The sequence below is a fragment of the Paenibacillus sp. TY11 genome (assembly GCF_059772165.1).
In genome coordinates, this window is sequence record NZ_JCBAIQ010000002.1 from 269609 (window position 1) to 289286 (window position 19678).

The following is a 19678-nucleotide window of genomic DNA, read 5'->3' on the forward strand; positions in this document are numbered from 1 at the left end:
TTCAGGCCTCCACAGTCTTCCTGCGTGGATTACGCGCCAGAGCCAGGTGGCAGCCAAACATGAGCAGCATCACGACACCACTGATGATAAATGGAGCTGTGTGTCCGGCACGGTCCCATAACACTCCTGAAACGAGCGGGCCGATAACCATGCCAGAGCCTTGAAGTGTTAAAAAAAAGCCCCATACCGTTGCTCGCTCGCTTTCCGGAATCAGTTGGGCAAGAAACGTGTTCCATGCAGGCAAAATGAGCGCATATCCCAAACCAATAAACGCTACGGATACAAACACCAGTGGAATAGATTGAACAGTGGAGAAAAAAAACAGCGTAATCCCGGCAAGCAAAAAGCCAACGTGTAGAAAATACTCAGTTCCAAGTCGGTCCACCAGCTTGCCACAAGGGATCAGCGCCAGCACAGTCACCCCACCACCTGCAATCAGAAGCACGCTGTACAGGTTCGGTGAAATCCCGAGATCCGTCCGGGCGTACAGCGTCAGTACCGGGCTGATCAAACCGATAACAAAAGACTGCAAAAACAGCGCCGGGTAAATTAACGGATTGACGTTAAGCTTTGTTTTGAGCACGCTGATCGTCTCCTGGATTCCTCCCAGAACTTGCCGCTTCTGCTTTGCGGACCCATCAGAAGATACTAGAGCGCTCTGTGCGTGGTCACCTTTGTCAGCAGACCTTTTCGGTCCGGGCAGCATGAGAGCAACCAACAACAATACAATACTGCATCCTATCAAAATCATGAACACCATGCCGTAAGAATGCCCGTAGTGGGATATGGCGAAGTTCATAATGAGCGGACCCAATCCTGTTCCGCCCATGGACGCAATTTCCAGTGTACCCATCGCTGCGCCGTTGCTGTTATTAGGCCCGGACATTTCGGTCGTTCCGGTCATAACACAAGGCCAGAGAGGAGAAGTACCCAGTCCGAGCAGCAGACACGCGACGACGAGCCACACAGGCTCTGTCAGTACGCTCAGCATAAGGATCGCTACAAGTGTAAACAACAGCGCGGTCGACATCGTTCCGCGGTAGCCGAGCCGTTCAGCCATCCAGCCCGCCGGCGCCCGGAACGCATTATCTCCAAAATACTGAAGTGAAAAGGCTAAACCAATAATTCCGGCCGATAGCCCAAGCGTTTCTCCCATATATACCGGCAGGATGGATACCAGAAGAGATCCCTTCATAAATTCGACCAGAAATACCAGTACCCATAATTTCGCAAAAAAAGGAGACAACAACCGCTGCGGAGCTTTTTTTCTTCCTATTTGCCTCATCTATTCACATCCTCCACCTTCGTTTTTTGGCTATAAAGACCAGGTTCTCCGCCTACTCCACTCTTCCGCAAATAAATGCGCCCTCAATCGCTTGCATTCCTACTTCAAACTGCTATACTCAATTTTGTTCTATTATCACTTAGCACAGGATTGTCGAAATCCTGCATGAAAGGTTGTGACAACACTAATGAATCAAAGCAACACCCCGCTTTTTACTGCTTTGAAAAAGCACGCTCAGGGCAACCCGGTTCAATTTCACATCCCAGGTCATAAAAAGGGAGTCGGAGCAGATCCGGAATTTCGCGAATTTATGGGGGATAATGCCTTTTCCATAGATATGATCAACATCGCTCCATTGGACGATCTGCATCAACCAACAGGCGTCATCGAAGAAGCTCAAAAGCTTGCAGCAGAGGCCTTCGGAGCAGATTACACTTACTACAGTGTACAGGGGACAAGCGGAGCCATCATCACCATGATTATGTCCATCTGCTTGCCAGGTGATAAAATTATTGTACCCAGAAACGTACACAAATCCATAATGTCTGCCATTATCTTCGCTGGTGCGAAGCCGGTATTCATTTCTCCAGTCAGTGATGAGAATCTCGGTATTCACCACGGGGTTACAACCAAGTCCGTACGCCGGGCATTGGAACGCCACCCTGACGCCAAGGGCGTCCTTGTCATCAACCCGACATATTACGGTGTGTGCGCCGATTTAAAAGAAATTGTAGATCTCGCTCACAGCTATAATGTGCCGGTCCTGGTCGATGAGGCTCACGGGGTACTGATTCATTTTCATTCTGATCTGCCAATGTCCGCCATGGAGGCGGGTGCAGACATGTCAGCTACAAGCGTCCACAAGCTGGGCGGTTCCTTGACACAAAGCTCGATTCTGAATGTAAATACGAAAAACGGATACGTTAATCCGCAACGTGTACAAACTATTTTCAGTATGCTGACAACGACATCCACTTCGTATATCCTGTTGGCTTCGTTGGACACATCCCGACGCAACCTGGCACTTAACGGCCATGAAATAGCACAACGCGCCCTTGATTTGGCTGAATATTGCCGCTCAGAGGTCAACAAGATTGAAGGGCTATATTGCTTTGGTAGTGAAATTCTCGGCACGGAAGCTACCTACGATTATGATCCAACCAAAATCACGATTCATATCCGCCATTTGGGCCTTACCGGATACGATGTGGAAAATTGGCTGAGAGATCACTACAATATCGAGGTTGAGCTTAGCGATATGTACAATATTCTCTGTTTGGTGACCCCTGGTGATACCAAAGAGGAAATTGAAATTTTGTTGAATGCCCTGCGGGAGCTGGCTTCTCTACACTATTCCACAGGTCAGCAGCATGAGCTGGTTGTAAAGATACCGGACATACCGCAGCTCTCCCTCATTCCGAGAGACGCTTTTTATGGAGATACGGAAATCGTGCCCTTCAAGGAATCTGCTGGTCGTATTATTGCAGAATTCATTTATGTGTACCCACCGGGCATTCCGATCTTACTGCCAGGAGAAGTTATTTCGCAGGACAATATTGATTATATTGTAGATCATGTGGAAGTAGGCCTGCCTGTTAAAGGACCTGAGGACCGAACAGTACATCAGGTGAAGGTTATCGTCGAAACTGACGCTATTTCATAATAATGATCTGTTAACACATGCTTGCAAAATATGTTGATAGTCAACAAAAAAAAGCCCCCGTTTGGGGCTTTTCTAGTGTCTTGAAGAGTTATAACAGCTGCTACATCCAATCCTATTCGTATTGGGCAACAAGCTCGCTATATGCTGCTTCTACACGTTTCCACTCATCTTCGTCCTCAATATTGTAAAGCACCATTTCTTCGTTTTCTTCTTCCATACGAAGAATAATGCCATCCGCTTCGGGATTGCCTCGCTCAAGCAGAAGAGCATAAACGTGATCTTCTACGTCAAAGGTCTCTACCAGCACCATTTCTACATCTTTACCATTTTCATCAGTTAGCGTAAGAACCATTTCTTCATGTTCGTGGTCATGATCGTGGTTGCAGGCTTCACCGTGTTCATGTTTGTGATCACTCATGGAAATACCTACCTTCAAATTGTTTTATTTTCCCCCGTATCGTAACATGATCAAGGGTGCAGGTCAATTTGTGGTATGCCTAATTTATCGCTGTAATGACTTTTTCGGATACCAGTGTATAACTGCCGTCTTTGCTCTCTTTAATGTAGAAACCGACCCGATAATTCCCTGCTGTTTTGAAATCATACGTAAAGTCGTTCGTACGGAACCAGAAGTTATCCTTTTGCGCTCCTTTGATATCTTGGGACTGAATATCCTTTACGTTGCCCGAAGGGTCGGTGATCGCTACCTTCACTCCAGAGATATCCGTTTTCAAGGTATCAATTTGACTGAATACATTGAATTTCACTTTATTGCCTTTATTCACGTTACCAAACACAGTATCCCCCTTGAACAGGAACATATGCACGTTCGGTTGGTCGAAAACAACTTTTCCACCGGATGGATCAAAATTTACAAGTCCGTTAAAATCACGGATGGGTACATAGGTTTTCCCATCAATGACAACTGCGCTATCTTTTGACACTTCTCCATTAATAATCAACTGCACTTGGTCCTTGGCGGATTCCGCCGAAATGACGGTCCCTCCCATTATTGAAAAGGCCATCACTAGGGCCATCACTTTTCTCCATTTCATCGCTACATATCCCTCCATCGTCATCAGTTAAAAACCTTCTGTCGTACATTTATACCTAGCTCAGCCGCACAAGTTGCGCTGTGTTTCACAAATTGTCCAAAGTTTTTACACTAGGAGCCAAATCTTTAGTTCCAACAGCATAGGTGATAAAATACGACTGTAGAATGTCTTATTACACATAGTCTGGAGGGTGAATCCATAATGAGCCTAACGATACAAATGCTAGGCACCGGCAGTGCCTTTGCCAAGCATTATTACAACAACAACGCGCTGCTGGACAGCGGAGAAGGCAAACTGCTGATCGATTGCGGCACAACCGCTTCTCTAGCATTACACCAAATGAGCGTCCCACTGCCTGATATTGACGCTATTTTAATCACACATATTCACGCAGATCATGTCGGAGGTCTGGAGGAATTCGGTTTTCAAATGAATATTCTCCATCGTCGCAAACCTCTGCTTTATATCGCCGAACCACTAATCCACCCTTTATGGGAGCATACGCTCAAGGGCGGCATGTCACAGCAGGGTATGATTGACAAGCTTGAAGATGTTTTCGAGGTAAGCGTAATAACGCCTGATGTACCCACCATATTAGTATCCGGTATCCAGGTCGAGCTAATCCCTACACGGCATATTCCTGGTAAAAGCAGTTACGCCTTGTTCATTAATGACCGCCTTTTTTATAGTGCAGACATGGTTTTTGATCCTGATTTGCTTCATCATCTGGTGCATGAACGAGGATGTCGGAGTATTCTGCACGAGGTTCAATTACAAGGTGCTGGAGAAGTCCATACGACGTTGGACGAGCTGCTAAGCTTGACGACACCTCTGCAAAAGCGAATTCATCTGATGCACTATAGTGATGATATGGAACAATTCAGGGAAAAGGCAGGGGTCATGTCCTTTCTGGAGCAACAACGAGTATATCACCTAGCAGAATTGGAACGTGCAGAGTAATCATGCTAAATACAGCTTGATAATTAACAAAAAGCCGCCAGGCTTTCCTACAAAGGATAGCCTGGCGGCTTTGCTGCATATTCTTGAATATAATGATGAGCTAACATTTTAATGTGGCGAGTCAAGGTCAGAACAATGGCAGTTGATCCAGGTTATTAGAAGGATCTCCATCGGCATCTCCTCGAATTCGTTTGCTTCCATCCTTGGCCTTGAACACGTTGACGCCTGCAATTGAGCCTGCTTCAATCTCGTTCAATGCTTGACTATAGTCCAAAATCCGACCGGTAGATGTCTGAAAAGACGTAAGGTCGCCATCCCCGTTTTTACGTACTGCCGTAATTTGCTCCCGTTCTGTATTAGCCATGCTGCATCGCTCCTTATCCATAGTATAGTGGAGGAACTTTTACTAGCATGCACATTGTACAGATTTGTATGCACGTTGCGCTGTCGACTACAACTTTTTGCGCATACGTACATGCGGTATTCCAGCATCGTCAAAAGGTTCATCGGAAATCGTCTCGTAACCGAGCTTTTCGTAAAACTTCTCGGCTTGACATTGGGCATCTAACAGTGAGTATCTTAGCCCCAGCTCGCGTGCACGTTCCTCCAGTGCCAGCAGTAATACACGCCCATAACCTGCGGCACGATGCTCCTTGAGAACGGCAATACGTTGCATTTTAGCTGTATCTTCCTCGTAATATGTCAACCGACCAGTAGCCACCATTTCACCATGGTCACAAATTAGCAAATGATGGGCGGTATCTCCCAGCTTGTCATAATGGTCGATTTCTAGATCGAGAGGAACCTTTTGCTCTTCGACAAACACTTTGGTACGGATCAATATTGCCTCCCGTAGCTGTTCCTCTGTTGTTACACTTATAATTTCTGCGGCCATCATCTGCTCCTCCTATCACTAATTTCAAATTGCAAACTCGCTAAATTTGAATTATATATATAAATGTTCATGAAGTACAGGCTGACTTCTATTTTTTCACTTTACATATATGGTTAATTCATGATATTATCTAGTAACCGTAGGACGGTAGCTCAGCGGGAGAGCATTATCTTGACAGGGTAAGGGTCATGGGTTCGATCCCCATCCGTCCTATTCGTCACAAAGCCTTGATATTCAAGGCTTTTTTGTTTGTCTAGAGATAAAGCGGTTTACTGTTAAAAGAGAAAAACAGGTCGTTTGTCAAGATTTAGTCAAGAAAATATTTTTTTAATCAAAATCATATAAGATAAAAAAGCCGACCGAAAAATAAGGTCGACTTTTTAGTATACTCAGCTCTCTGCTGCCCTTCCTTTGGCCTATCTTTCCTCCTTAGCAAAGTTTTTCATTGAGATCCTTCTATTATTGTGACCCTTATATATAGAAGAAAAAAATAAGTACGGCCCCAAGCACAATATACACAGAACCCTTAGATTACGATATAAACAGCTCCGCTCTCACTGTCAATCTCCGTGGGGTAAGCAGTCACACATCCAGTATCCGGCTCTCGCACCCTTCCGGTGGATAGGTCGATTTTCCAGTCATGGAGCGGACAATGGACTGTTGATCCACATATCATTCCTTCAGATAACCGTCCCCCTTTGTGCGGGCAACGGTTCTCAAGCGCACGCACGCTGCCGTCGCTCAGGCGGAATACGGCTATCTCTGTATTATGAACGCGAACTGTCCTTGCTCCACGTCGGTCAATTTCGTTCAGATCGGCTACCCTGATTCTGCTGGTTGTCGTATTGGTCTTCATTTTGTCAGCCCCCTATTCCGTTACTGGCTTAAGCTCCGGCAGCTGCACAAAATTTTTGCGCAGCTCTTCGTTATGAATGATTTCGTGCCACGGATCTGTCGTCGTGCCTAACGTCTCCTCAATTCTGGTTACCAGTTGCTGCCTTGTCTCCGCATTCGCAAGCGCCTGTTTGATCGAGTCCAATCCAACCCGTTCCACCCAGTGGGCTGTGCGCTCGTTCCAATTCGCCTGCTCACGGTAATACTGCAGATAGGCGCCGGTCCATTCCATCACTTCATCCTCGGTTTTAACGGTACAAAGCAGTTCAGCTGCCCGTACCTTAATACCGCCGTTACCGCCAACGTAGATCCCCCAGCCACCGTCAATAGCGACGACGCCCAAATCCTTGATCGTCGCTTCGGCGCAGTTCCGCGGACAACCAGACACTGCAAGTTTAACTTTGGATGGCGCATTCAGTCGTTCAAATGCCTTTTCCAACCGGATGCCCATGCCCATAGCGTCCTGAGTGCCGAAGCGGCAAAAGGTGTTACCGACGCACGTCTTAACCGTTCGCAGCGTCTTCCCATAAGCATGCCCAGACGGCATATCCAACTCGGACCAGATACCCGGCAAATCCTCCTTTTTTACACCAAGCAGGTCAAGACGTTGTCCACCCGTAAATTTTACCAGAGGCACATTGTATTTCTCCGCCACAGCAGCAATTTTCTTCAAGTCGGCAGGTGAAGTAACTCCTCCGTAAATACGGGGTACGACGGAATATGTGCCGTCTTTCTGGATATTGGCATGGTACCGTTCATTGGTGAATCTGGATTCCTTCTCATCTGCGTATTCCATCGGCCACAGCATACCAAGATAATAATTGAGGGCCGGGCGGCATTTGGTGCAGCCTTCCGGTTCGTTCCATCCCAGCACATTCATAACTTCTTTGACGCTCTTCAATCCCATTTTCCGAATACCGTCAATGATCGCTTCCCGGTCAAGCGTCGTACAGCCACAGATACCCTCTTTAATCGCTTCCCCAGTTTCGGCGCCTGCGTACAGCTGTAACAGCCCCTCCACTAATGGCTTGCAGCCGCCGCATGATGCCGATGCCTTCGTGCAGGCCTTTATCTCCCCGAGGCTCCGACAGCCAGCAGCAACTGCCTCTCCGATATCACCCTTGGAAACACCATTACATCCGCATACAATTTCGTCATCAGGCATTTGCTCCAGCATCATGGCGCCACTAGCTTCTGGTTGACCGGGATTGAAGCCGAGTAAAAGCTCTTTCTCTCGGCCAACCACCGACTCGCCACTTTTGATCAGAGAAAACAGCATAGCTCCGTCAGACGTATCCCCAAACAGAACGGCTCCGATCAGTTTTTCTTCCTTGATGACGATTTTTTTGTAGACGCCGCCAATATCATCCTGATACCGCAGGGAACGTGTTCCCGGCTCGTCCTTGTAACTCCCTGCTGAAAACACGTCTACACCCGATACCTTCAACCTTGTAGAAGTGACGGAACCACTGTAGCCGGGAGTCTCCATTCCCGCGAGTCGCTGAGCCAGCACACCACCCTGCTCATATAATGGAGCTACCAGCCCGTAAGTGATTCCCCGGTGTTCTGCACATTCGCCAACGGCGTATATGCCGGGGATATTCGTTTCCATGTAATCATTTACGATAATGCCACGATTTGCAGGGATTCCCGCCGACACCGCCAGTTCAATGTCTGGTCTAATGCCTACTGCCATAACGATCAGGTCCGCTTCCAGCTCACTACCGTCGGCAAATTTCAATCCTTCCACGCGGCGACGCCCCGTGATAGCCGCCGTCCGCTTATTGACCAGAAAAGTCATTCCCTGCTCCTCCAGCTCGCGCCGTAGCATAAGGGAAGCGGCCTCATCCAGCTGCCGATCCATAATATATCCGTTAATATGAATAACTGTAACGTCCATCCCCAAGTTGAGCAGCCCCCTGGCTGCCTCCAGCCCAAGCAATCCGCCGCCGATGACGGCTGCTTTTTTGTGCGTCTTCGCCGTCTCCATCATCGTCTCGCAGTCACGGATATCCCGGAAACCGATAACACCATCCTTGTCAGCTCCTGGAAGCGGCAGAATGAAGGCTTTGGAGCCTGTTGCCAACAACAATAAATCATAAGAGACGCATACGCCGGAGCGTGACGTCACCTGCCGCTTTTCCGTGTCGATAGCTGTGACAGGATCATCGGTATACAATCGGATATTGTTGTCTTCATACCAACTCCAGTCGTTGATGACAATATCCTGCAAACCAGCCCCTCCGGCCAAAACGGAGGACAGCATAATCCGGTTATAGTTTGGATGGGGCTCGGCCCCGAATACCGTAATCTCATAGGTCCCTGGTGCGATCTTCAGCAAATGTTCGAGAGTGCGTATCCCCGCCATTCCGTTGCCGACCAGCACTAACTTTTTGTTATTGTTCATCAGGTCACTCCCCTTCCATTTCTATCCTCTAAAACATAAAAAGCCTGCTTCACATATGGGAATTCAAAACATCCCTCCCACATGTGAAAACAGGCTCCATTGCCGTTTCATCGAATACGCCGTTGTATCCATCAGAGTATGGAATTAAAAAGTACTGTAGCCAATATATAATGATTCAAGTTAGATGTCAATATTCCTTACGCATAATCTTATAAAAATTATATTTTATCACCATGTAACATGTTTATGACGTATAAAATATCACTCTCCTACAAAATTAGGATTGATTTTCAGTCAAAAACACGCCAAAATGGTTTAAAAGTCCGTTTAAACTTGATAACGATGAAAAAAATAGGCAGCCAGACAAAATCCCATGTCATATTTGTTATCAATGAATACTATCCCCATCATTAACTACCCTTCATGTTACAGAGAGGAGGAGCCCGCTTGCGTTCCTTGTTGGTAATTCACTTACATTCTGACCATGTATCCGAGCAGGCACACGTCGTTTCCCCACGGCATGCAGGACCTGAGCACCTTTTAGAGTCCAACGGATACCTACCTCTACCCTGCCGCAATGAATCTGAAATCAAACAGCTAATCCATGATGCAGATGCGGCGGTACTAAACATACCTGTCGGCACGATCAGCATGTGGGGTGACAGGCTGAAGCAAACCAAAGCGGTCCCGTTGCTCTGGTGGTGCAGCGCGGAATCAGCACTGTCATCGACGGAGGCTTGTGAAGCCGATGTTACTGTCGACGGCATTCTAACCCCTTCCATGGCAGCCCATGAGCTGAATTGGGCTCTTCATTTTAGCGCCAAACGCTTTTTTGAACGCCAGCACTGGCAAAGTGAACGCAAACAACTGACCGCTCGACTGGAAGAACGCAAATGGATTGATATGGCGAAAGGAATACTTGGCGAAGTAAACGGAATCCCGGAAGCTGAGGCATACGATCTACTGCGTAAAAAAGCGATGAACGATCGCAAACGGATCGTTGATGTGGCCATCTCCATTGTTAAAGCACAGCAAATGCTAAAAGCATAAGTCTGAAAGGGGCCTGAACATGAATATCATTGAAATATTAAAAGAAGTTGGACGCGGCAAAAGAGGCGCCCGGGATCTGAATTACGCCGAAGCCGAAGCTGCTGCTGAACTTATTATGACCCGGTCGGCAACCCCTGCTCAAATCGGAGCTTTCTTTGCCGCGGAACGCATCAAAATGGAAAGTATTGCCGAGTTGGAAGCATTCGTAAATATCTGCCGTAAATATACCCACCGCTTTCCCATGCAGGAAGGTATTGATTTCGCCGGTCCGTACGATGGCAGGAAGTCATCATTTATCGCCACCTTCGCAACCGCCTTTCTACTCACCTCGTACGGAATACCAGTAACGATGCATGGCAGTGCACCTCTCCCTCCCAAATGGGGTGTTACGCTCCCGCTTTTGCTGCAGGAAATGGGGGTAACGTCCGGGAACATGACACGCGAAACCGCCATTCATGTCGCGAAGCTGACGGGTGTACTGTTCGTAGCCTCCGAACAATGGTGCGCGCCCCTGCGAGATCTGCGACCCATTCGCGAAGAGCTAGGGCTTCGCACAGTGCTGAACACAACCGAGAAACTGGTTGATTACGGTTGTTCCCCGTATATTGTATTCGGCGTTTTCCACAACACCGTGTTCGACAAGACGGCGAAACTCATGCAAAATCTGAATTACCGCAGAGCTCTGATCGTCCAGGGGAGCGAAGGATCGGAGGACCTGTTCATCGACCGGCCGACCCGGACTTACCTGCTTGCTGACGGCGAGGTGTCACTGCAGGTTATTGATCCGGAAATGTACGGGCTGGATTCGGTGGTACCAGAGCATAACTGGACGCCAGCCGAACAGCTACGCATAACGGAGGAAGTGCTGCAAGGCACAGCTCCTATAGCCTTTTCGAATCAAGTGTTACTCAACGGCGCGGTCCGACTGTTCGTTGCAGGGCGAGTCGACTCCATAGAGGAAGGTTTGTATACCTGCAAACCGCTGCTAGAAAACGGGGGCGCCTGGGATTTGTATTGTCGCTGGCGTGAAGCTATGCTCAGAAAAGAAATAAAAACGGGAGCCAGCATAGCCGAAACCCGATTGCATTTATAATATTGGCGTCACGCAGTCTAGCGATTGTGGGCCATAAACTGTACAGACCAAAAAGGCCAGCCCCGCACTCATACAAAGGGGGCTGGCCTTTTATGCAAAGAAAAAGAAAAATCCACTTACACACTCCTGCTCTAGAACTGAGACCACTCCCCGTTATCTGCACTGGTTGCGGCTGCAGCCAGGTGAAGGGGACGGATGCGTACAGCAGCCGTCTTGAAGCCGGGCATCCGGCAGAACGGATCAAGGTCGGGCCGGGTCGCCCGATTTACATTTTGCGCCCCACCCCAATGCATAGGTACGAAGAGCGTGTCTTCGCGGATATGTGGCCTGATCCGGCTGCGGACGGTGAAGCTGCCGCGCTGTGATGCTATTTCTACCCACTCCCCGTCCCTGATATGCCAGCGTCGCGCTGTACGCGGATGAATTTCAACATAATTCTCAATCTCTCGCGCGGCCAGCGACGGACTTCTGCGTGTTTGTTCACCGGTCAAATAGTGAGCCAGCACGCGGCCGTTTGTCAAAATAAGCGGGTATTCCTCTGATATCTCCTCTCCTGCTCCACAGCTTTCAACCACTGTAAAAACCGCCCTTCGGTCGGGAAGGGCAAAGGTTTCCTGAAACATCGTATCCATACCGGCTTCGTCCGTAGACGGGCATGGCCAATATACTCCTTCCTCACGACGCAGCCTGTCATATGTGATCCCATAATAATCGGCAGGACCGCCCCGGCTGGCGAGCCTCAGTTCTTCAAAGATTTGCTCGGCATCCCTGTACGAGAAGTAGCTACCCTTGTTAAGCCTTGCAGCCATCTGACATAAAATGTTCCAGTCATCTCTAGCCTCGCCCGGTGCGGGCCGCGCCGCTTCCCGCAGCAGAACGCGGCCCTCCAGATTGGTCATCGTCCCCGTATTCTCCAAATAAGACGTCACAGGCAAAACAATGTCGGCCATCCGCGCTGTTTCAGTGAGAAACATATCCGCCACAACCAACAGATTCAGCTTTTTCAGCGCTTCCTCCACCAGCCGGACATTCGGGTTAGATACAACAGGATTAGAGCCCATCACGAACAGAGCTTGGATTTCTCTCTGATGAACAAGCTCCATCATTTCGTAGGCCGACACTCCTTTTCCCGGTAAACTACCCGGTTCAACTCCCCACACGGACGCCACATAGACTCGATCTTGTTCATTCTCAATCGATCTGTAGCCAGGAAGCTGGTCAGCCTTCTGTCCGTGCTCTCGCCCCCCTTGCCCGTTCCCCTGGCCTGTGATGGCCCCATAACCGCATCCTTCCCTTCCAATCTTGCCGGTGGCCAGCACCAGATTAAGAAATGCACGCACCGCCATATGTCCATCTGTCTGCTGCTCGACACCCCTGGCCGTAAAAACGATACCAGTCCCTACACTGCCAAAGGCGCGTGCCGCCTGTCGGATCATTTCCAGTTCAATTCCGCACAGCGCAGCCGATTCGTTCAGATCCACATCATTCAAATGAGTCAACAGCTGCTCGTACCCGTTAGTCCGCTTGCGAATAAACTCTTCATTCGCAAATCCTTCGTCCACGATGACCTTTAGCATGGCATTGGCCAGTACAGCATCCGCACCTGGCCTGATTTGCAGGTGCAGATCGGCGGCCGCTGCTGTTGGTGTCGCGCGCGGGTCAATTACAATGACAAACGCGCCGTTTTCCTTCGCCTGGTGAAAATAAGGCATTAACGTCGGCTGGCATTCAGCGATATTCGTACCTACGAGCACAATACAACGAGCTAACGGAATATCAGCCAGCCTGCAGGTCAGTCCGCGGTCAACGCCAAACACCTTGCTGCCAGCGGATGCCGCTGCCGACATGCAGAAGCGCCCGTTATAATCGATATAACGCGTACCTACAGCCACTCTGGCAAATTTACCGAGTAAATAAGCCGTTTCATTGGATAGCGAACCTCCACCGTAAATGCCGATTGCATCAGGACCCTGCGTGGACAGCAGCGAAGAGAAACTACTAGCTATAGCATCCATCGCCTCCTCCCACGTGACCGGAACAAGCCTGCCCGCTTTGCGTATGAGGGGCTGTACCAGCCTTTCTGCATGAGTTGCATGCTGATGCGCATTCATTCCCTTGATGCACAGCCTCCCCTGCGAGGCTGCGTTAGGTTTCCCTTCCGCCTTATACACTGTCCGGATGATACCCGCGAGTGTCTCTGTACCCGTGCTGACGGTCATCTTACATTGCACGCTGCAAAACGGGCACTGTGTATCCATCACTGCCGGTACGTGTAGCCCAGCTTCCGGTTTGCCTTCTCCTGACTGACACATAAAAGTCACCTCCCCCTCTCCATTTTTCGCAATTTTATGGTCTGCACACGAATCTGTCGCTACAATTCTACTCAACCCGTTATCCTGTCAGCATTGTGGTCCGCAGGCTGCCCGCCAGTCCACTTCGAAGAGCAGCATCGAGCACACATTCCCGCAGTGCCAGAACGCCAGTCCGTTCAATCCACTCCCACATTTTCTCCCCATACCGGGCACTGTGCCGATATATTTGCAAGCAGGCTACAGCCATCAGGACCGCTTCTGCCGGGTCCTCCTCCAATCCAAGCAGCTGCCCCTGGCGAACCGGATGCTCCGCATGACCACCGGCATAAACCTCCCAGCCTGCTGGCGATCGGGATATTCCAATGTCGTGGACAAGTACACCTCCGGGATACTCCGATCCCGGACAAACAGCAACCGTAACCGGCGACGGCAATGCGAGACTTCCCCATACAGCCGCCAGCCGCTCTCTTAGCCAGGCTACTTCTACAAAAGCCTGATCCGTCAGGACCGGCTCAACAAAAGCCCGATTCTCGGCATTCAGGTCCGTAAAGCGCAGGCCCGCGGAAGCCAATTCTCCTCTGCACTGTGCGGTGGTCTGAATCGCAACGCCTGCGCCCAATTGATTTGTCGCAGATCTGTCCCGCAACCCGAGAGATTCCAAGTAATAAAGTACAGCCGGACGACATAATTCACACCCCTGCTGTCTGGTCCAACCGAGATGGGACACCACTTCCTCCGGAGTCCGACAGACTGCGTTCAACATAGCTGTCTTAAGCGAATCATGATCGTAATGCGTACATCCGCACACAGGAACAACTTCTTGGGCAATCGGAGTAACTACAGGCCCTGAAACCGTCGATCGGGACAGACTATTTTTGACCAGTGCAGCCACCAGCGGCCGACAGCCCCCACAGGAACCAGATGCTTTTGTCCGGCTCTTCACCTCTTCCACCGTCTTCAGCTTATCCGTGGCGATCGCTCGCAAAATAGCCCCCTTGCTCACGCCGTTGCACGCGCATACCGTCTCCTCTTCCGGTAGTGCGTCCGCCGCATCCTCTGCTCTGCTCCCGCTGTTATCTCGGGATATAAGCTCTGTAGCCGGCGCGCCTCGCCGTACCATTCCGAGCAGCGAGGTGCTTTCCGCCGTATCTCCGAACAAAATGGCGCCAGTGACAGCGCCAGTGCGCATCATCACTTTTTTGTAAACCTCCTGCATACCGTTATATTCCATGACCGCCGTCTCGTTTCCCTCTTCGCGAATGTCTCCTGCGGAAAACACATGGATCCCCGCAACCTTGAGTTGCGCATACGGGACCGTCCCTTCATAGGGAGCCGTTTCACGACCACAAATAACTTTTGCCAGCACTTTGCCCTGCTCATATAGCGGCGCCACCAGCCCATATGAAATCCCGCGGTGCTCAGCGCATTCGCCGACTGCGTAAATACCGGGAATACTCGTGCGCATATAATCATCCACGACAATGGCACGGTTTACTGTCAGACCGCTGTCATGCGCTAATTCGATATTCGGCCGGATGCCAACTGCCAGCACAACCAAATCCGTTTCCAGTCTGTTCCCGTCCGCAAACATCAGTCCTTGCGCCCTGTTCCGGCCTATGATGTTGACCGTTTCCTTCGCCAAATGAAACCGCATGCCCTGTTGCTCCAGCTTCCGTTGCAGAAGCACAGCCGCCGTCCGGTCAAGCTGACGGTTCATAAGATACTGTGCATTGTGGACAACCTCGGTTTCCATCCCAAGATTCAGCAGGCCTTGAGCGGCCTCAAGCCCCAACAGCCCCCCTCCGATGACTGTGGCCTTGCGGTACGTTTTGGCATATCTCGCCATCGTTTCACAATCATTCACATCACGAAAAGCGATTACTCCCTGCTTCCGGGCACCGGGAATGGGAGGTATGAAAGGTAATGAGCCAGTTGCCATTATGAGAATGTCGTAAGGCTCTTTAATGCCGGATTCCGTTTCCACCCTACCAGCTGCAACATCAATGCGGTTGACGCGTTCACCGGCGTGCAGCCTTACCCCGTTCTCTTCATACCAATCCCAGTTATGGGTAACGATATGTTTGAATGAGCTCTCCTCCTGAAGCATTTTGGACAGGAGCACTCGGTTGTACCCGGGACGGGGCTCTGCACCAAATATCGTGATTTGGAACCGCTCTGGCTCCAGACCGAGAATTTCCTCCACACATTTGATGCCTGCCATACCGTTACCGACGACGACCAGTCTTTTCACCATAACGAACCAGCCCCATTCTCCGAATTAAAACAAGACAGAAAAAGCCCTTCTCCATTCAAAGGAAAAGGGCACCGTTGCCATTAATGTCGGCACATCGTTGTGCCGATATGTACCTAAGATTACTGAATTGTGAATGTCATGTCAATATTCAATACATGAAATCTATATTTTCACCTGATATTTAATTTTTTATAATTTTTATGTTATGTATATTGACACAAAACAGATCCCTTTTTATAATTTGAATTAAATTCACTCCAACGTGATCATACCAAGTCGACGCACAATGAGGTGCGTCAACCACGGCAATGAAGCCGCAAATCGTCCCCAGTCACCATGCAGGGGAGATTTGCGGCTTTTCATGTTCACATTACATTTTGCAGACAAAGAATAAAATAGGAACAGGAGAGATGGAGAATGAACAAAAAAAGTTTCTGGCAAAGCGGACACAAGCCCACCCTATTTGGCTCCTTTCTGTATTTTGATATCAGCTTTATGATATGGGGAATGATCGGACCGTTGGCCGTTGTAATTGCTAATGATTATCCAATGGACCCTGTACAAAAAGCCAACCTCGTCGCTCTACCGGTACTCGGAGGTTCCCTGCTGCGGCTCGTGCTCGGCTTCATGTCGGATTATATCGGCCCCAAGCTCACCGGGCAGATCGGTATGCTTGTCACGATAATCCCGCTCCTGCTCGGCTGGCTGTGGGTTGATTCGCTGGAGCACTTGTACGTTGTCGCCCTGCTCCTGGGTGTGGCCGGAGCATCATTTGCAGCTGCGCTGCCATTGGCTGGTCAATGGTATCCCAAAGAGCATCAAGGCTTGGCTATGGGAATTGCCGGTGCCGGCAACAGCGGTACTGTCCTCGCGACTTTGTTTGCCAACCGCATCGCCCAACATTTTGGCAGCTGGGAGGCCGTTTTCGGATTGGCCATCATCCCGATCTTAATCGTCTTCGTTCTGTTCAGTATTTTTGCCCGCAACAGCCCTCACCGCCCAGCACCAAAAAGTCTGTCGCAATACGCCTCGGTGCTCAAACAAGGGGATGCCTGGGTGTTCTGTGCCTTTTACTGCGTGACGTTCGGCGGATTCGTTGGTCTTTCTAATTATTTGACCATTTTCTTCAATACCCAATATGGCCTCTCCGCGGTACATGCTGCCGATTTTGCGACCGTTTGTGTAATTGCCGGAAGCTTCTTTCGTCCTGTAGGCGGATTTTTATCTGACCGGATCGGTGGTTCACGCATGTTAATGTACTTGTATGCCGGAGCCGGGATTATGCTCGCCGGCATTGCGTTTTTACCGCCACTTGCCGTGGTAGTAGTGCTGCTGTTCATAGGCATGATGTGCCTTGGCGCTGGCAACGGCTCCGTATTCCAGCTCGTACCGCAGCGGTTCGGCAACGAAATCGGGCTCATGACCGGCATCGTCGGCGCTGCTGGTGGCATAGGCGGATACTTTCTTCCCCTTATCTTGGGTCATCTGTACAAATCAACGGGTTCCTACATGCCAGGCTTCATCTGTCTGAGCCTGATCACGTTCTGTGCCTTTACCCTCGTCATCATAATGCAGTTGAAATGGCGTAACAGCTGGATGCGACGCTCTGCTCCAGTTACTGATGAAGCCATCAACCGTGTCGGAGAATTAAATGTCTGATGTCCACTAAACATAAAGCTGCAAAGCATTTTGAATTTTGACTCTCAACCATCCTTATAGCCAAAAAACAGCTTAACTTCGTTTATAGAAAAATGAAGTTAAGCTATTTTTATGCATACTTAATCGAACAATAAAAACCATGATAAAAATCACGCAAAATAAAAATTTACCGAAAATATCATGAAAATTAAATGAAATTTTCATTTGAAAAAGATTGAAAAACGCTTTCATTTTCATAATTTTTCTTATGTAAACACTTATATAACCATTTTTCACACAACATACTTGTTCACTTGGTTTAAAATAAGGCGTATACTTGTTCACGAATTGTTCAAGGATTAACTAAATGTAATTTTTTAGAAAGAAGGAATTGAAAATGCGTGCTTTTCATTTTACGGAAGACGGATCTATCGAAACCAAATTAACCGGAAAGGATCTACTTGCCAACCCACTGCTAAATAAAGGAGTGGCTTTTACTCTGGAAGAACGGCAGCAGCTTGGACTTGACGGTCTCCTTCCTCCTACGATATTAACTATTGAGGAGCAGGTTCAACGGGTTTACGAGCAATTTCAGAGCCAACCGGATAATTTGCGTAAAAATATTGCGTTAAATGATCTTTTTAATCGGAACACGGTCCTTTATTATCGTTTGCTCTCTGAGCACCTGAGCGAAATGCTTCCGATTGTTTATACACCCACAGTCGGTCAGGCTATACAGGAGTACAGTCATGAATATCACAAGCCCGGCGGTATGTATTTATCTATTGATAATCTTGCGGGCATTGAAGAAGCTTTTAAGAATTTGAACCTAGGTCCTGATGATATCGACCTGATCGTAGCCACAGATTCCGAAAGTATTTTGGGAATCGGGGACTGGGGAGTCGGAGGTATTAATATCTCTATCGGTAAGCTTGCTGTGTATACAGCCGCTGCTGGTATCGATCCTAGCCGGGTGCTGGCAGTTGTGCTTGATGCTGGTACAAACAACGAAAAGCTGTTGGAAGATCCTTTATACATGGGAAATCGTCATAAACGTGTACGTGGAGAACAATATGATCAATTTATTGACACTTATGTTCAAGCTGCACTTTCTTTTTTCCCGAATGCGCTGCTACACTGGGAAGATCTGGGTAATGTCAATGCTCGGAACATTATCAATAAATACGGAAATAGTATTTTGACTTTTAATGATGATATTCAAGGTACTGGAGCGGTTACGCTTGCAGGTGTGATGTCCGGTGTTCAATTGTCCGGAATCCCACTGAGCAAGCATCGGATTTTAGTCTTTGGTCCAGGAGCTGCCGGGATCGGCAATGCAGACCAAATTAGTGCAGCCATGATGCTGGAAGGACTGTCAGAAGCCGAAGCAAGACGTAACTTCTGGGCTTATGATTACCGTGGCCTGCTTACCAATGAAACGGAAGGACTTTTTCCATTCCAGGTCCCTTATGTACGTGATGCTGCAGAATGCCGTGACTGGGAACATGCTGAAGATGGCAAAATCCCTCTGCTTGAAGTCATTCGCCGTGTGAAACCGACGATTATGATCGGAACTTCCGGTGTTACTGGGGCATTTAGTGAGGAAATTGTTAAAGAGATGGCCAAGCATACAGAACGTCCTATTATTATGCCTATGTCCAATCCGACTCCACTGGCCGAAGCAACTCCGCAAGACTTAATCCATTGGACCGAAGGAAAAGCGCTCATTGCAACAGGAAGTCCTTTTGAGCCGGTAATCTATAACAATATTAAGTTTGAAATTGGGCAATCCAACAATGCTTTCGTGTTCCCGGGTCTTGGTCTTGGCGCAATCGTGGTAAAATCCAAAATTATAACAGATAGCATGTTTGCAGCTGCTGCCCATGCAGTAGCTCAAATGGTTGATTTGTCACAGCCTGGTGCTTCACTGCTGCCAAAAATCAGCGAACTACGAGAAGTATCTCAAGCTGTAGCCGTGGCCGTGGCCAAGGCAGCAGTTCAGGATGGAGTAGCACGTCATCAGCCGGATGATATCGCACAAGCGGTTCGGGATGCGATGTGGGACTGCAAATATAAACCCATCAAACAGTATGGTCAGGAAGCGGTCCTGGTTTAAAAAATAGCGAACAACATCAAATTTGTACTTGCATACAAGCAAAGTGATATTTAACT

At 48.8% G+C, this 19678-nt stretch carries 15 protein-coding genes and 1 tRNA gene; 7 read left to right on the forward strand and 9 right to left on the reverse strand.

From position 1 onward, the window contains the following. Position 1: 1 nt before the first annotated feature. Entirely contained in the window at positions 2–1285 is a 1284-nt protein-coding gene (locus AC6EJC_RS03430) for an MFS transporter (RefSeq protein WP_444952742.1), read from the reverse strand. A gap of 187 nt (positions 1286–1472) precedes the next feature. Between AC6EJC_RS03430 and AC6EJC_RS03435 the strand changes: the two genes are divergently transcribed. Then, entirely contained in the window at positions 1473–2948 is a 1476-nt protein-coding gene (locus AC6EJC_RS03435) for an aminotransferase class I/II-fold pyridoxal phosphate-dependent enzyme (RefSeq protein WP_444952743.1), read from the forward strand. Between the two features lie 112 nt (positions 2949–3060). Here the strand turns inward: AC6EJC_RS03435 and AC6EJC_RS03440 are convergent, their stop codons facing one another. Then, positions 3061–3366 carry a DUF1292 domain-containing protein gene (locus AC6EJC_RS03440; RefSeq protein WP_007431055.1) on the reverse strand — a complete coding sequence of 102 codons (306 nt, stop codon included), beginning with the start codon at positions 3364–3366 and terminating at the stop codon, positions 3061–3063. Positions 3367–3445: 79 nt separating this feature from the next. Beyond that, positions 3446–4003: a copper amine oxidase gene (locus AC6EJC_RS03445; protein ID WP_444952878.1), complete on the reverse strand. Its 558-nt coding sequence runs from the start codon at positions 4001–4003 to the stop codon at positions 3446–3448. 201 nt (positions 4004–4204) lie between these two features. Here AC6EJC_RS03445 and AC6EJC_RS03450 point away from each other — a divergent pair, with 201 nt between their 5' ends. Next, positions 4205–4963 carry an MBL fold metallo-hydrolase gene (locus tag AC6EJC_RS03450; RefSeq protein WP_444952744.1) on the forward strand — a complete coding sequence of 253 codons (759 nt, stop codon included), beginning with the start codon at positions 4205–4207 and terminating at the stop codon, positions 4961–4963. Between the two features lie 127 nt (positions 4964–5090). Here AC6EJC_RS03450 and AC6EJC_RS03455 read toward each other — a convergent pair whose 3' ends face one another. Together AC6EJC_RS03455 and AC6EJC_RS03460 are read right to left on the reverse strand one after the other, a co-directional pair. Then, entirely contained in the window at positions 5091–5327 is a 237-nt protein-coding gene (locus tag AC6EJC_RS03455) for a DUF3892 domain-containing protein (RefSeq protein WP_013371899.1), read from the reverse strand. A gap of 87 nt (positions 5328–5414) precedes the next feature. Continuing rightward, positions 5415–5858 carry a GNAT family N-acetyltransferase gene (locus tag AC6EJC_RS03460; protein ID WP_444952879.1) on the reverse strand — a complete coding sequence of 148 codons (444 nt, stop codon included), beginning with the start codon at positions 5856–5858 and terminating at the stop codon, positions 5415–5417. A 141-nt stretch (positions 5859–5999) separates the two neighbouring features. Here AC6EJC_RS03460 and AC6EJC_RS03465 point away from each other — a divergent pair. Continuing rightward, a tRNA-Val gene (locus tag AC6EJC_RS03465) sits at positions 6000–6071 on the forward strand. Between the two features lie 313 nt (positions 6072–6384). On the opposite strand, the gene nirD is transcribed toward AC6EJC_RS03465, so the two are convergent. Beyond that, positions 6385–6714 carry a nitrite reductase small subunit NirD gene (gene nirD / locus AC6EJC_RS03470; RefSeq protein WP_444952745.1) on the reverse strand — a complete coding sequence of 110 codons (330 nt, stop codon included), beginning with the start codon at positions 6712–6714 and terminating at the stop codon, positions 6385–6387. 12 nt (positions 6715–6726) lie between these two features. Further along, positions 6727–9159 (reverse strand): nitrite reductase large subunit NirB, encoded by a 2433-nt coding sequence (nirB, locus tag AC6EJC_RS03475; RefSeq protein ID WP_444952746.1) that lies wholly within the window; start codon positions 9157–9159, stop codon positions 6727–6729. Positions 9160–9606: 447 nt separating this feature from the next. Here nirB (AC6EJC_RS03475) and AC6EJC_RS03480 point away from each other — a divergent pair, with 447 nt between their 5' ends. Further along, on the forward strand, positions 9607–10209 hold the full coding sequence (locus tag AC6EJC_RS03480) for an ANTAR domain-containing response regulator (RefSeq protein ID WP_444952747.1): 603 nt from the start codon (positions 9607–9609) through the stop codon (positions 10207–10209). Between the two features lie 19 nt (positions 10210–10228). After that, positions 10229–11302 carry an anthranilate phosphoribosyltransferase gene (locus AC6EJC_RS03485; protein ID WP_444952748.1) on the forward strand — a complete coding sequence of 358 codons (1074 nt, stop codon included), beginning with the start codon at positions 10229–10231 and terminating at the stop codon, positions 11300–11302. A gap of 131 nt (positions 11303–11433) precedes the next feature. Here AC6EJC_RS03485 and nasC read toward each other — a convergent pair whose 3' ends face one another. Further along, on the reverse strand, positions 11434–13614 hold the full coding sequence (gene nasC, locus AC6EJC_RS03490) for an assimilatory nitrate reductase catalytic subunit NasC (RefSeq protein ID WP_444952749.1): 2181 nt from the start codon (positions 13612–13614) through the stop codon (positions 11434–11436). A 79-nt stretch (positions 13615–13693) separates the two neighbouring features. Then, a complete protein-coding gene (nirB, locus tag AC6EJC_RS03495; protein ID WP_444952750.1) occupies positions 13694–15868 on the reverse strand; it encodes a nitrite reductase large subunit NirB in 2175 nt (724 codons plus the stop codon). Positions 15869–16285: 417 nt separating this feature from the next. Here nirB (AC6EJC_RS03495) and AC6EJC_RS03500 point away from each other — a divergent pair, with 417 nt between their 5' ends. Together AC6EJC_RS03500 and AC6EJC_RS03505 are read left to right on the forward strand one after the other, a co-directional pair. After that, complete coding sequence (locus AC6EJC_RS03500; RefSeq protein WP_444952751.1) at positions 16286–17527, forward strand: nitrate/nitrite transporter; 1242 nt, start codon at positions 16286–16288, stop codon at positions 17525–17527. A gap of 376 nt (positions 17528–17903) precedes the next feature. Continuing rightward, on the forward strand, positions 17904–19622 hold the full coding sequence (locus AC6EJC_RS03505) for an NAD-dependent malic enzyme (protein ID WP_444952752.1): 1719 nt from the start codon (positions 17904–17906) through the stop codon (positions 19620–19622). The last annotated feature ends 56 nt before the right edge of the window (positions 19623–19678 follow it).